Genomic DNA, 13,434 nt, shown 5'->3' on the forward strand with positions numbered 1-13,434 from the left:
GTTAATATTTTCGGAAAATAACAACAAGCTAACATAATTATATGGATATTAACTTAACCCACTACCTCGCAACGATGGCCTATAACAGCGCCTACATTGGTCTATTCATTGCGATCATAGCCGTTGCAAAGCTATCGTATAATTTAGCGACCCCTTATAACACCACCAGCCAGTTAACCGATAATGCCAACAGTGCTTTAGGTTTATCTATTGGCGGCTACTTAGGGGCAATTACCATTATTTATGGCTTTGTTTTAGCTGGACCTAGCCAAGGTTTGCTAAGTGATTTAATGAATGTATCACTGTACAGCGTATTAGGTATGGTGCTGCTGACTTGCTCACGTATTTTAAATGACAAATTACTGCTGCGTTTGTTCTGTAACCAAGAGCAATTAATTAACCAACAAAACGAGGCTGTAGGCCTAGTACAAGCGGCAAACTATATGGCCGCGGCACTGATTATCGGTGGCGCATTAACCGGAGAAGGCACCTGGTTATCGGCCATTGTGTTTTACTTTTTAGGGCAACTAATGCTGATCATTTTTGCCAAAGGCTATGATCACCTCACTGCTTTTAATCTTCACGAACAGCTCGAAAAAGGCAACAAAGCCGTTGCACTTAGCTTTTCTGGCACCATGTTGGCGTTAGCTATTATCTTGTGTCATGCGCTCATTGGTGGCTTTCATACTTGGCAACAGAGCTTAAGCTTATTCTTTATTGACGCATTATTTGGCTTTTTAATTTTACCAATTGTGCGTTACCTCGTTGATAAAATTATCTTTAGCAAAATTTCGCTCGACCAAGCAATGCACGACAAAAACACCGCTGTTGCGGTTATTGAAAGCAGCATTGCAATCTGTGTAGCTGTTATCATCACTATCGCTATTTAAGCTTATTTATGGAGTAATGGATGAACATCTATAAGCTTTTTATAATTGCCGCTATCACATTTGTTGTTTGCTTAGTGATACGAGCAGATCTACAAGCGCCACTTATTAGTGGCCAATATGGCAACTTTAAAGACTACGACGGACAAGACAAAGCCTACCTATTTACAGTGCCAGAAGATGGCCAAATGATGCGCTTAGAAATAAAAGGCAGACTGCCTTTAAACTCATGGAAAGCCATTGATATCGAAATTTTTGACCCTGATGGTCACTATTTATTTAGTTACTCTGATGAACTTTGGGCTGAAACCGGACACGATTCAGATGGTAAATGGACTGAGTACCGTGACTATACTCACCACGATGTTCACTTCCCTAAAAAGGGACAATATAGCGCCTACGTCAGCAGTACTTTCGGCCCAAATAAACGTGCCAAACATTTCAGCTATACATTTCGTATTATCCCAATCAAAGGTAACAGCAATTTCATGCTACCGCTGTTATGGATTTCTGGTTTTATTGGTGGTGTAGCGCTGTTTGTAATGCTGCATCGTTTAGAGGCAAAGCGTGAAGGAACTGATATCACTTATAAGCCAATCAATAAGTTAAATCCTGAAGCTATAAAAGCAATGGAATCACGTATCTCAGTTTGGCCTATTGTCTTACTGTTTTTAGCCCCCGTGCTCTTCTTTTCTTTCTTGGCATATGGCAAAGGTGACAAAGAGCAAGATTGGCAAGTTTACTCCTATCACCACCTCACAATAAGCGTTGATAAACAATTACGTGAACAAAGTATTGGTAGTGCAGGTTTCCGTTCACGAGGCGGCCCAGGTGGTAAATAAATCAATTCGCGAAAGCCACATTTTACTGTTTAGTATTTTTGTTGCTGGCCTTTGCTCTATTATCTATGAGCTACTGATTGCAACTACCGGTGCCTACTTTTTGGGTGATAGCATCACCCAATTTTCCCTGACAATTGGCGTCTATATGGCGGCAATGGGAGTTGGCTCTTATTTTTCGCGTTTTGTGCCTGATAAGCCATTGCTGGTGTATTTTATTGGTTTTGAGCTACTGCTTGCACTACTTGGCGGCTTGAGTGTGCCATTACTGTATTTCTGTTATGCGTTTGGCTTACCACTGCAAGCAATTAGTATTTTACTCACCACGTTAATAGGGGTTTTGATTGGCTTAGAAATTCCGCTTTTAAGTCGCCTAATGGAAAAACATTATACGCTAAAAGCAAACCTCGCCAACGTGTTATCTATTGACTACTTTGGTGCACTGCTCGCGACGTTACTGTTTCCTTTTTTATTTTTACCTTGGCTTGGGGTTTTTAAAACAGCCCTAAGCTTTGGCTTAATGAATCTGAGTATTGCGCTATTATTGCTGTGGTACTTTATCGACCATATCAGCCCAAACCGTCGAAAAGTACTGAGGCTCACTCTTGTTTTAGTTAGCTCAATATTGGTGCTTTGTTTATTTGCCAGTAAACAGCTCACCCATATTTGGCAAAGCCAAATCTACGATGACCGTGTTGTACACTCAGAACAAACGCCCTACCAACAAATTGTACTGACTCGTCATAAAGATGATATTCGGCTTTATTTAAACGGTGGCTTACAGTTTTCATCGATTGATGAGTATCGCTATCACGAAGCGCTTATTCATCCAGCTATGGTGCGTCATGGCAATGCAAAGCGTATTCTCATTTTAGGCGGTGGCGATGGCTTAGCAGCGAGAGAACTTTTGAAATACCCGCAAGTAGAGTCTATTACCCTCGTCGATTTAGACCCAGCAGTCGCTAGGCTTGCGCAAACTAATCACAACCTCACAACACTTAACAAGCACTCACTCAGTGACCCTAAAGTGACTGTTATTCATCAAGATGCCTATGTCTTTATTGAGCAAAGCGAACAGCTGTTCGATATTATTTTTATTGATTTACCGGATCCAAAAGCAATCAATTTAGCACGGCTTTATAGCCAGCAGTTTTATCAACTGGTAAAAACACGAATGCTAAATAACGGTATTGTGGTAACCCAAGCTACCAGTCCATTTTTTGCGAAACAGGCATTTTGGTCTATCAATAACACGCTCAGTGCTGCAGGCTTTGCTCATACCTTGCCTTATCACTTGAATGTGCCTTCTTTTGGTGAATGGGGCTTTGTTATGGCTTGCAACTTAATGTGTAGCAACCACCAAGTATTGCCTGTTAACACCCGCTATTACCGCCCTGAAAATGACGCACAACTGTTTATTTTTACTCCAGACATTAGCGCTAGCAATGAAAAAGTATCGACACTTGATGAGCCAAATGTGCTGCACTATTACTTACAAGGTTGGAAATATTGGAACTAAACGAATGGATTAGCCCATTTGGGGAGTTTACAAAGTAAAGGATTACCGTTAAAAAGAGAGTTAATAACAACAATAATAAGGTTTGTAATGCAGGCGCACAAACAAAGCCTAATGTACTTACACATTGCAGTACTCCTATTTGGTGGTACTGCATTATTCGCCAAGCTGGTTAGCCTGAGCGCATTAGATATTACCGTTTACCGAACAGCAATTGCAGGCTGTGCGCTACTGGTCTTACTCGCATTGCAAAAGAAAGCCATCAAGCTTCACTCTCGTCGTGATTACCTTATAGCCTTATTACTTGGTGTAACTGTCGGAATTCATTGGCTCACCTACTTTGCAGGCATGCAATTGGCAGGTATTGCTGTCGGTATGATTGCCTTTTTTACTTACCCTGTTATCACGGTGTTTTTAGAGCCTTTTTTTCATGGCAGCAAACCGCAGCTCAAGGATATTTTTAGCGCCTTGGTGGTGATGCTGGGTATTTATTTACTTATTCCTGATGCCAGCTTAGGCAATGATGTAACCTTAGGAATTGCAATTGGTATATTATCAGCGTTCTTTTTTGCTTTTAGGAATATCGTTCACAAGCGTTATTTTAGTCAATATGGTGGCCCACAAACCATGCTTTATCAAACGTGGATCGCCTGCATTATGTTATGCGCCTTTGTAGAAGTGCCGCCATTACAAGTTGATACAATTAATTGGCTGTTATTAATTACTGTAGGGGTTATTTTTACAGCAGCACCGCATTCACTGTTTGCAGCAAGTTTAAAAAACTTATCAGCTTCAACCGCTGGTTTGATATCGTGTTTGCAACCTCTATACGGTACGTTTTTCGCTTTTTTGATTTTGCATGAGCAACCTTCAATTAGCACTCTTATTGGCGGCGCAATGGTGATTAGTGCCGCTTTTTATGAAACATGGTCAGTGACTCGCAGGTATAAGCAATGATGAAAGTTTTCGCTCACAGAGGTGCCAGTGGTACCTACCCAGAAAATACCCAGAGCGCCATTATCGCCGCTGTAGACTTGGCAGTAGATGGTATCGAAATTGATGTGCAAAGCTGCCTTGATGATTACATGATTATTCATGACACTTGGCTTGATCGCACAACCTCAGGTCGCGGTAAAGTAAACGCCTGCTCAAAAGAGCAAATTCAGCAATACGATGCAGGAAATGGCGAATGTGTGCCGACTTTACAGCAAGCAATCGATTGGGTTGGTGATAAAACCCTACTTAATCTAGAGCTCAAACATACTTTTTCGTTAGACAAGTTTGTTGAGCTTATTGAGTCAAATGTCAGTACCGGGAAAATTTCTAGGGATAACCTGTTAGTCTCTTCGTTCGATCATCACCAACTGATGTGGCTAAAGCAAAAACTGCCTTGGGTAAAGATTGGCGCACTCACCGCTTCTATTCCTATTAATTACAGCGAGTTTGCGCAAAAACTCCATGCCTATAGCATTCATGTAGATAAAAACTTTATAAACCATGAATTTGTTGCTGATGCAAAACAACGCGGCCTTCAAGTTTATGCTTACACGGTCGATAAAGTAGAAGATATCGAATTAATGCTAGAGTATGGCGTAGATGGTATTTTTACTAATTTTCCATGTCATACACAAATGACACTACAGTCACTGTAACTCAACAAAACTAAGCTATACTGTTGAATTATGTGACATTGAATAATAAAAAATTACGCCAAAATGAATCAACACACCACCTTAATGAGTAGCTATATGCGCATTTACAATTTTATCGAACAAACATTCTTTTACACCCTTACACGTAAGATTGTCGGTAATTTAGGTTTTGTGTTTGCGTTTCAAGCGATTACTTTGATCTGGTTATACAGCAGTCTTTCAGAACAACAAGCGAGTATGGGGCTGTTTTGGTTGATGGCGCTCATTATCGTCGCGAGTTTTATTTTTACTATTTTCTACATGCGCTTTTTGATTGTACGACCGGTGCAGGCCATGCGCGATACACTTGATCAAATCAATCGCCATGATGCTGATTTATCTGCCAAGCTACCGCATTTTACCTACGATGAATTTCGTGATTTAAGTGAGCAGTACAATACATTTACGACTCATTTAGCAAAACTATTAGCCACCACTTATCAAAGTGCACAAGCCAGTGCCGATAGTAGCTCTAAGATGACTCACTCGATGCAGCAAACCGCCCAGATGAGCCACAAGCAAATAGAATTCAGCCAAACAATTACCGACTCAAGTAATCAAATAACATCGAGCCTTGAGAATATCTCTGCCAATACTGACAGCGTTCATCACGTTAATAATGAACACTTAAACTTTGTTAAGCACTCGGCCACTGAGCTATCGGCGCTGGTTAAAAAAGTCGCGATGATAAGCCAAATTTTGGGGAACTTCTCAGCGACAGTATCTGGCCTCAAAGAAAACAGTGAAAATATTCGCACTATTTTAAAAATGGTCGAAGAGTTTTCGGATCAAACCAATTTGCTTGCTCTCAATGCTGCAATTGAAGCAGCACGAGCTGGTGAAGCCGGCCGTGGTTTTGCTGTGGTTGCCGATGAAGTCAGATCGCTATCTGTCAAAGTGAACGACGCAACCCGCCAGATCAGTGACTTTATTAATCAAATGAATAGTCTGGTAAGCGAAACAAATAAAGAATCTGAGCAATTAATTAGCCATTCGAGTGAAGCTGAAACCGCGATTAGTAATACCTCTACAGGTTTTACTAATATGCTTGGTGAATTTGAGCAAAATCAACAGCAACTGCAGCAAATTGTTAGCGCAGTGCACTTATTAGAGCAAACCCAAACCCACACTCATCAAACGGTTGAGCAAATAGTTGCTTTAGGCGAGCAAGCGAAACAACAAATTGATGAATCACTCGCGGATTGCCAACAGTCGCACAAACTAAGCCAACAAACCCAAGAGCAATTAAAACGCTTTGTGTAATCGGCTTTTAACTGCTGCTCTGAGTCAAACTATGTTAAAGTAGCCGCTTCTTGGCTACTTTTTTATTGACCGTGACAACACCCGCTATTGATTATGAACAACTCGCACTGCAAATAAAGCAATGGGGTAAAGACCTTGGCTTTGCAGAAGTCGGGATCACTGATATTGACCTAACTAAGCACGAAGCTCAGCTACAACGCTGGTTAGATTTAGGCTATCACGGTGAGATGGAATACATGGCAGCCCATGGTATGAAGCGAGCGCGCCCTGCAGAGCTGGTCCCTGGCACGCAGCGAGTCATCTCAGTAAAAATGAACTACCTGCCGCCTGATGCGAGTTTTGCTAAAAACCTTAAACAAACCGACAAAGCGTACATCAGTCGCTATGCATTAGGTCGTGATTATCACAAGTTAATTCGTAACCGTTTGAAAAAGTTAGGCCAGCAAATAGAGCAGCAAGTTGGCCAGCTCGGTTTTCGTCCTTTTGTTGACTCTGCCCCTGTACTTGAAAGGCAACTGGCCGAAAAAGCAGGCTTAGGTTGGCGTGGAAAACATAGTTTATTAATCAATAAAGAAGCGGGATCTTGGTTTTTTTTAGGTGAGCTGTTTGTTGATATACCGCTGCCTATTGATGAAGAAAATAGTTTTGAAGGTTGCGGTAAATGTGTTGCCTGTATGACACTGTGCCCAACTGGTGCAATTGTCGAGCCTTATGTAGTTGATGCCCGTAAATGTATCTCTTATCTTACTATTGAGTTGCAAGGCGCTATTCCAGAAGAGTATCGCCCACTATTAGGTAATCGCGTCTATGGCTGTGATGACTGCCAGTTAGTGTGCCCATGGAATCGCTATGGTCAGCTCACCGATGAAGCTGACTTTCACCCAAGAAAGCAGCTTAAAGATCAAGACTTACTGACTTTATTTGCATGGGATGAAGCAACCTTTCTTAAAAATACCGAAGGCAGCCCTATTCGCCGTATTGGCCACGAGCGTTGGTTAAGAAACCTAGCAGTAGGACTCGGTAACGCTGATTACCACGAGCAAATAATCGAGGCTTTAGAGCAAAGATTAACAACAGCCACGCCTTTAGTCGCAGAGCATATCGAGTGGGCACTTGCTCAACAAAAAAATAAGCGCCAGTTAAAGCTTCGTAAAACTGCGCGCTTAATTCGTATTGTTGAAAAAGGTCTGCCAAGAGATGCTTGATAGCTAGCTTTACTCTATCGTTTTAATAATTGCGATAGGTCATTCTCAATCTCTTTAAAAGCCGCTTTTACGCCTTTAACCGACTCTTCACGGGCCACTGAGTTTTGAATGGTTTCGTCGACCTTTTGGTAGATAAACACCTCCTGATCTTCATCTAAGCCCATAGTCGGTATACGTTGCTCTAAATCTTCTTGAAGCTGCTTAAAAATCGCTTCGTTATTGATACGGTTTTCGTTTAAAAGCTCAATCAAGCCAGTAAATTTACTATGCACCTTACTCACGGCATCATTCAATTGTTGTTGCTGCTCAAGGAGCTCTTTTTTTGTAATAATCGCTTTAAGCTGCTGCTCAGTAACACTCACTAAAAAGCAAATATGATCTCGAATTCGACCGTGTTTATCTGGATCTTGCTCCGGCATGTTCAAGATAAGCAAACTAATCATTTCATAGTTAACTAAAATCCGATTTGAGAACTCATGCAAACGCCCTTTACTTTTCAGCATTTCAAACAGCTCAATCACAATTGGCGAACACACACCCGACACCGAAAAATGTAATATTTCATTATGTAACCGAAACTCAACGTTACTTTGCAACTCAAATGCGCTTAGGCAATTTAAAAAGGCTCTACCGAGTTCTTGTTCATTATCAATCGAGCCTATATGCTCTATATAGTTAACAATTTGACCCATTTCGCTGCTATTTGCCATAGCATTAAATGCAGTTGAAGTCGCATCTTCAACTTGCTGTTCTAGCGATTCTTTTTCAATCAGCACTTGATTTAAATGCTGTAGCTTAAGCTTGAGCTCATTATGGCTAAATGGCTTCACAATGTAGTCTTCTGCTCCGACGGAGTAGCCTTCCATGCGCTCCTCAACAGTGCCTCTGGCTGAGACAAACATCACAATAATTTTTTGCGTATTAGGGTTTTCTTTCAGCTTACGGCATACGTCATAACCACTCATTTGTGGCATACTCACATCAAGTAAAATCACTTGTGGGTCGAACTTCTCTACGACTTCTAAACATTCAGGGCCGCTATTAACCATTTTCAACTCAAATTCAAGATCCTCTAAGATCTCTTCAATTATCTCTAAATTAAATGGTTCATCATCTACCGCTAAAATACGTTTCAAGGCCATAATTATCTCTTCCCTTTTATTAATTGATCGATATAGATTGCTGCTCGTTTGCCAAGTGTTGCGGCAAGTCTATTTCTAAGGGTAACCGCACCAAAATAGTGGCGCCCCCGTACTCATTGTTACTTGCCGAAATAGTGCCTTGATGTAAGGCTACAAATTCACGACAAATAGCTAATCCAAGCCCGGTGCCTCCCGCACCACTGTTGGTTTTACTGCTTTGCTCAAACTTAGCAAAAATCTTTTCGAGCTCTTGTTCAGGAATACCTATTCCTCGGTCAATAACAGCGATTTCGGCCATCTGCTCATTGACCGCTAAACTAATATCAATTTCACTATTCGGTTCACTAAATTTCAGTGCATTACCTATCAAGTTACGCATAATTTGGTTCACTTGTTCTTCGTCGCAATCAAGCACAATACCTTGTTCAAAACCTATCGGCCGAATTGCTATATTTCTTTCAAGGGCTGTGCCTGACACATCATCAATACTAGTTTTTATAATATTGCTTAAGTTATGCTTTTGCGGATTGAACGGGAATTTCCCGACATCAAGTTTCGATAGATCGAGCAAGTTATTTAGAAGCGACAATAATCGTTCACCACTTTGCTCAATTCTCGATAGGTATTTGTTTAACTTGTCTTTACTTAAATCGTCGTTGGCAACCTTATCAAGCCCAAACCGAGCAAAGCTAAGAATTGAATGCATGGGGGTTCTTAGCTCATGAGACATATTAGCCAAAAACTCAGATTTACTATGGCTTGCTGCTTCAGCAACATTTTTAGCATGCTCTAGCTGTGCGGTACGTGCTTTAACCTCTTCTTCAAGTAAGTCTTTAGCTTCAACGAGTAAATCTTCTTTCTCTTTAAGGTGCGTTACATTTTTAAAGATCACCGCTAATGCTATTTCACCATGATGATCAATTTCGTTAAACGAGCCAACTAAAGGTACCTCGCTGCCGTTTTTCTTGAGTAGTCGCAAGTCACAACTAAACTGACGGTTCTTATTTAAAGTCGCGATCTTATCTTTAATTCGCTCAGTTGAAGCAACATCAAAAAACTCAAATACCGAGCAATTCTCAAACTCTTTTAACGGTTTTTCAAAAAGCAGCTCACAGGCGTCGTTAGTTTCTATAACCTTACCACCGCGTTCAAATAAAATAATGGCATCTGGGGTATGTTTAAAAATGACCCGAAGTAAACTGTCTTTTTCAATGAGTGCATCAACGGTATTTTGCAAACGCTCAACTAATTCAGTGTTGTGGCGTCTTAATAATTCGGTTTGCCAAAGTTTATGTACTGATTGCAATAAACTATTATCATCAACCGGCTTAATAAGAACATCTTCCACCCCTTGGCGAATAGCCGCTACCATTGAGACTTGGTCAGGCTTTGAGGTATAAAGCAAGCAACGACTATTTGGCTGATGTGTTTTGAGCTTATTAAAGAGCTCAAGGCCTGTACCATTAGGAAAAGTAAAATCGCTGATGAGTAAATCAATATTGTGCTCTTTAAAAACATCCAGAGCTGATGCTGTGTTATCTGCGGTGTAAGTTTTAATATGTGCCCCTTTGAGATTTAGGGCAACTTGAGCCAAACGTTCTGCGCTATGGTCAACAAGAAGTACTGTAGGAAGTTGAAGAATATTGTTACTTTCTAACTCAAGCACCCCCTCTAATAAAGAGCTAATTTCTTTATTTGCAAAAAAGGGGTAAATCACCACAGCATTAGGTAACAAGCGATTTACTTCACTAAAATGTTCAAGTAAATCACTACGCTGCGCTTTAGGCGCTAACAGCAAGAAGTGCTCTTGTGAGAATACCCCCATTAGCGTTTTAATAACTGTGGTTGGCACACCATGAGACGCAGCCACAAGATCAAAGTCTTGCTCTAAAACAGCATCATCGACCATTGCAAAATGTAATAGCTCAACCCTACAACCAATGAGCTCAAGTAGAACCTTGACCCGCATTGCTAAAACACTATTGCTATCAACAATTAAAATTCTTCGCACAGTAGACTAGACTCGCTTAATAATAAATACCTATTTTAGCGTAGCCTAAAATCGCAATGGGTCACAATTTGTACCGCATTTTTTATTAGCTTTTAACGAATTAACTGTCTAAACGCTTACCTAAAATTGTCAGACTGTATGCTTTATTATCCATAATCGCAATCTCAGGAAGTTCTCCCCAGACCTTGTAATTAAAACGATTAAACAGATTTATGCTTGGTAGATTATGACTAAAAATAAAGGCCAACAAAACCTTAATGCCGAGCGTTTTTGCATGGTGTTCTGAAAATGTAAGCAATTGTTTTCCAAGCCCCTGCCCTTGAGCTTGTTGTGTGATATAAATGCTAATTTCAACAGTACCATCATAGGCTGGGCGGCCATAAAAAGACTTATAGCTTAACCAAGCGAGCACTTTACCTTGTTGCTCAAAAACAAAGATCGGTCTTTTTTCTGTGTGACTTTCAAACCAAGCTTGTTTGTCTGCAACCGATACCTCTTCTGTATCTGCGGTTACCATACGCCCAGGAATGGTCTCGTTATAAATAGCGACTATGTCAGTTAAATCGTTTTGTGTTGCTTTTCGAATCGTCATAAATAGCTGAAATTAAATGATCACTTTGCCGCATATTAGCGTATATTCAACACAAATAACTAGCGGGAAATAACTATGTATAAATATGCCTTGTTACTTGCAGCAGGCCTAATAACAACAAACCTTGCAGCACAAACCACTGAAGCCGCAGAAGCGCCTAAAGCAAGCAGCCAATGTGACGATTTCACCAATGTTACGATGAGGAAATTGCGTTCGAAAGAGTCTATTAATTTTTGCGAATTCAAAAACAAACCACTTTTAATCGTCAATACCGCAAGTAATTGTGGCTTTACAGGTCAATTTGAAGGCTTAGAAGCTCTCCATAAGGAATACAAAGACCAGGGCTTAGTTGTATTGGGTTTTCCATCTGATGACTTTTTCCAAGAAGAAGACGATGAAAAAGACACTGCAAAAGTATGTTTCATCAATTATGGGGTGACTTTTAATATGTTGGCTACCAGTGCCGTTCGCGGAAGTGATGCAAACCCCATATTCAAACATTTAAACGAAGTTACAAGCTCACCTAACTGGAACTTTTACAAATACTTAGTGTCTGCAGATCGTAAGACAGTGCAGCGCTTTAACAGTAAAACCAAGCCACAATCGCAGACTTTACGCGATGCAATTGAAGCTGAGCTGACTGCAAAATAAATTTAATTTTTCGTTCGGTAAATATTGAACTAAACTAGTAATTTAATACTAAAACACACATTAGGAGATGTTATGGCAGTAGCCAGTGCAAGACACATTCTCGTAGACAGTGAAGCTCACTGTTTAGATTTAAAACAGCAAATTGAGCAAGGAGCTGACTTTGCAGAACTTGCTCGTGCTCATTCTAATTGCCCATCAGGTCAAGATGGCGGTGCATTAGGTGAGTTTGGCCCTGGCATGATGGTTCCTGAATTCGACAAAGTCGTATTCTCTGCACCAATTAACCAAGTACAAGGTCCAGTGCAAACCCAGTTTGGTTATCACCTTCTAGAAGTAACAAGCCGTACTGACTAATTTACAAATTGATTTCAAAAAGCCGCTTCACAGCGGCTTTTTTTTGCAAAGGATACCATCATGCAATTACTAGGCTCGACCACATCACCTTTTGTGCGCCGTATTCGAATTTGGGCGGCACTTAATAACCTACCTATTGATTTTATTAATTTGGATATTTTCTCTGAGCAAGACAGACAAACCATGATTGCCCACAACCCTGCCAGAAAAATTCCTGTATTAATCGACCATGATTTTACCTTATGTGATTCCAACTCAATTATTCGCTACTTGCTCGAGAAAGCTGATCAGCCGTTACTTAGCTGGCAGCAAGAGAACTATTTAACCATTATCAATGCCTGCAATGATTCACTGGTAGAAATTTTACTTTGTCAGCGTTCAGGGTTTGATACCAACAGCGACAAACTATTTTTTAATTTACAGAATGAACGAATTGTTGAAACATTAGCCTATTTAAATAGTCATTTATCAGAGCCAGTATTTAAAAGCTGTGAATACCTCAACATCAGTTTATACTGCTTGCTAGATTGGATCCGCTTCCGTGAATTAACTGATTTTAGCCAACTAAAAAACTTAGTTGATTTTTATCATAAATTCGCCGACAAAGCGGCGGTACAACAAACAGATCCACGAATATAAAGATAAGGGTTACGCAAATGAGCGATATCGAAATTGAATCAGAATTAGTTAGCTTTGTAGAAAAAGTTCGTTTGAACGAATCTATGTGGGCACTGGGTGCCGAAGATGGTGGTTTTGTTGTCTGTGAATCAAACCAATTTAGCGACACAGATGTGCTATTACTTTGGGGCACTGAAGACGCTGCAAAAGCACAATGTAAAGATGAGTGGCAAGACTATACGCCCGTTGAAATTGGCCTAGACGAATTTCTTGATGAGTGGGTTGAAGACCTTAACGAAGATGATGCACTTGTGGGTTTAAACTGGAACGATGATCAAGTTTGCGTTGAAATCGAACCGGTTGGTCTAGCTAAAGCGCTTTGTGATTAATAGCAATCCTTAGTCTTACAACGACACTGCTACTTTTATAGCAGTGTCGTTAAGCTGGAAACTTGATACTTATACCCAAACCTCCTCAAGATGCAGAATTCAGCGTTTCACAGGTGCTTAATATCAAGGCGTTACTTTGCAACAATGGCAGTCCCTTTTAAAAAGTAACAACGATGAGAGTAAGTGCCTGTGAAGCGCCCGAAGGGTTGGTTTAAAAGCGATTTATACTGCGTTATTGATTTTAACAATAGAACCACTATTACTTGCAATCAATGC

At 40.5% G+C, this 13,434-nt stretch carries 14 protein-coding genes; 11 read left to right on the forward strand and 3 right to left on the reverse strand.

Going from position 1 to position 13,434, the window contains the following annotated elements; all coding sequences use genetic code 11:
• Window positions 1-41 precede the first annotated feature (41 nt).
• From HYD28_16275 to queG, 7 genes are all read left to right on the forward strand, one after another.
• Complete coding sequence (locus HYD28_16275; protein ID QLE10387.1) at window positions 42-890, forward strand: DUF350 domain-containing protein; 849 nt, start codon at window positions 42-44, stop codon at window positions 888-890.
• A 20-nt stretch (window positions 891-910) separates the two neighbouring features.
• Window positions 911-1,729 carry a hypothetical protein gene (locus HYD28_16280; GenBank protein ID QLE10388.1) on the forward strand — a complete coding sequence of 273 codons (819 nt, stop codon included), beginning with the start codon at window positions 911-913 and terminating at the stop codon, window positions 1,727-1,729.
• The gene (locus HYD28_16285; protein QLE10389.1) at window positions 1,719-3,245 is read left to right on the forward strand and encodes a polyamine aminopropyltransferase; all 1,527 of its coding nucleotides are present in this window, start codon (window positions 1,719-1,721) and stop codon (window positions 3,243-3,245) included. The genes HYD28_16280 and HYD28_16285 overlap by 11 nt, the downstream gene beginning before the upstream one ends.
• 87 nt (window positions 3,246-3,332) lie before the next feature.
• Entirely contained in the window at window positions 3,333-4,199 is an 867-nt protein-coding gene (locus HYD28_16290) for an EamA family transporter (GenBank protein QLE10390.1), read from the forward strand.
• Window positions 4,196-4,894, forward strand: a complete 699-nt coding sequence (locus tag HYD28_16295; GenBank protein ID QLE10391.1) for a glycerophosphodiester phosphodiesterase — start codon at window positions 4,196-4,198, stop codon at window positions 4,892-4,894. Before HYD28_16290 ends, HYD28_16295 begins: the two co-directional genes overlap by 4 nt.
• A gap of 84 nt (window positions 4,895-4,978) precedes the next feature.
• Window positions 4,979-6,196: a methyl-accepting chemotaxis protein gene (locus tag HYD28_16300; protein ID QLE10586.1), complete on the forward strand. Its 1,218-nt coding sequence runs from the start codon at window positions 4,979-4,981 to the stop codon at window positions 6,194-6,196.
• Between the two features lie 71 nt (window positions 6,197-6,267).
• Window positions 6,268-7,401 (forward strand): tRNA epoxyqueuosine(34) reductase QueG, encoded by a 1,134-nt coding sequence (gene queG / locus HYD28_16305; protein ID QLE10587.1) that lies wholly within the window; start codon window positions 6,268-6,270, stop codon window positions 7,399-7,401.
• 14 nt (window positions 7,402-7,415) lie between these two features.
• Here queG and HYD28_16310 read toward each other — a convergent pair whose 3' ends face one another.
• The 3 genes from HYD28_16310 to HYD28_16320 all read right to left on the reverse strand — a co-directional run bounded on the left by HYD28_16310 (window position 7,416) and on the right by HYD28_16320 (window position 11,146).
• Window positions 7,416-8,543 (reverse strand): response regulator, encoded by a 1,128-nt coding sequence (locus HYD28_16310; GenBank protein ID QLE10392.1) that lies wholly within the window; start codon window positions 8,541-8,543, stop codon window positions 7,416-7,418.
• Between the two features lie 19 nt (window positions 8,544-8,562).
• Window positions 8,563-10,512 carry a response regulator gene (locus HYD28_16315; GenBank protein QLE10588.1) on the reverse strand — a complete coding sequence of 650 codons (1,950 nt, stop codon included), beginning with the start codon at window positions 10,510-10,512 and terminating at the stop codon, window positions 8,563-8,565.
• Window positions 10,513-10,654: 142 nt separating this feature from the next.
• Window positions 10,655-11,146 (reverse strand): N-acetyltransferase family protein, encoded by a 492-nt coding sequence (locus tag HYD28_16320; GenBank protein ID QLE10393.1) that lies wholly within the window; start codon window positions 11,144-11,146, stop codon window positions 10,655-10,657.
• 75 nt (window positions 11,147-11,221) lie between these two features.
• Here HYD28_16320 and HYD28_16325 point away from each other — a divergent pair, with 75 nt between their 5' ends.
• From HYD28_16325 to HYD28_16340, 4 genes are all read left to right on the forward strand, one after another.
• Complete coding sequence (locus HYD28_16325) at window positions 11,222-11,797, forward strand: glutathione peroxidase (GenBank protein QLE10394.1); 576 nt, start codon at window positions 11,222-11,224, stop codon at window positions 11,795-11,797.
• 72 nt (window positions 11,798-11,869) lie between these two features.
• The gene (locus HYD28_16330; protein ID QLE10395.1) at window positions 11,870-12,151 is read left to right on the forward strand and encodes a peptidylprolyl isomerase; all 282 of its coding nucleotides are present in this window, start codon (window positions 11,870-11,872) and stop codon (window positions 12,149-12,151) included.
• Between the two features lie 60 nt (window positions 12,152-12,211).
• Window positions 12,212-12,790 (forward strand): glutathione S-transferase family protein, encoded by a 579-nt coding sequence (locus tag HYD28_16335; GenBank protein QLE10396.1) that lies wholly within the window; start codon window positions 12,212-12,214, stop codon window positions 12,788-12,790.
• 17 nt (window positions 12,791-12,807) lie between these two features.
• Complete coding sequence (locus HYD28_16340) at window positions 12,808-13,158, forward strand: DUF2750 domain-containing protein (GenBank protein ID QLE10397.1); 351 nt, start codon at window positions 12,808-12,810, stop codon at window positions 13,156-13,158.
• Window positions 13,159-13,434 lie beyond the last annotated feature (276 nt).

Source organism: Pseudoalteromonas shioyasakiensis (genome assembly GCA_013391845.1).
GTDB classification, from domain to species: domain Bacteria; phylum Pseudomonadota; class Gammaproteobacteria; order Enterobacterales; family Alteromonadaceae; genus Pseudoalteromonas; species Pseudoalteromonas apostichopi.

What these genes read in the sequence shown, in the direction of transcription:
- HYD28_16275 (QLE10387.1), top strand. Translation starts at nt 42, where the DNA reads ATGGATATTAACTTAACCCACTACCTCGCAACGATGGCCTATAACAGC.
- HYD28_16295 (QLE10391.1), top strand. Translation starts at nt 4,196, where the DNA reads ATGATGAAAGTTTTCGCTCACAGAGGTGCCAGTGGTACCTACCCAGAA.
- HYD28_16330 (QLE10395.1), top strand. Translation starts at nt 11,870, where the DNA reads ATGGCAGTAGCCAGTGCAAGACACATTCTCGTAGACAGTGAAGCTCAC.
- HYD28_16320 (QLE10393.1), bottom strand. Translation starts at nt 11,146, where the DNA reads ATGACGATTCGAAAAGCAACACAAAACGATTTAACTGACATAGTCGCT.
- HYD28_16325 (QLE10394.1), top strand. Translation starts at nt 11,222, where the DNA reads ATGTATAAATATGCCTTGTTACTTGCAGCAGGCCTAATAACAACAAAC.
- HYD28_16290 (QLE10390.1), top strand. Translation starts at nt 3,333, where the DNA reads ATGCAGGCGCACAAACAAAGCCTAATGTACTTACACATTGCAGTACTC.
- HYD28_16310 (QLE10392.1), bottom strand. Translation starts at nt 8,543, where the DNA reads ATGGCCTTGAAACGTATTTTAGCGGTAGATGATGAACCATTTAATTTA.
- HYD28_16300 (QLE10586.1), top strand. Translation starts at nt 4,979, where the DNA reads ATGAGTAGCTATATGCGCATTTACAATTTTATCGAACAAACATTCTTT.
- HYD28_16335 (QLE10396.1), top strand. Translation starts at nt 12,212, where the DNA reads ATGCAATTACTAGGCTCGACCACATCACCTTTTGTGCGCCGTATTCGA.
- HYD28_16315 (QLE10588.1), bottom strand. Translation starts at nt 10,512, where the DNA reads ATGCGGGTCAAGGTTCTACTTGAGCTCATTGGTTGTAGGGTTGAGCTA.
- HYD28_16340 (QLE10397.1), top strand. Translation starts at nt 12,808, where the DNA reads ATGAGCGATATCGAAATTGAATCAGAATTAGTTAGCTTTGTAGAAAAA.
- HYD28_16280 (QLE10388.1), top strand. Translation starts at nt 911, where the DNA reads ATGAACATCTATAAGCTTTTTATAATTGCCGCTATCACATTTGTTGTT.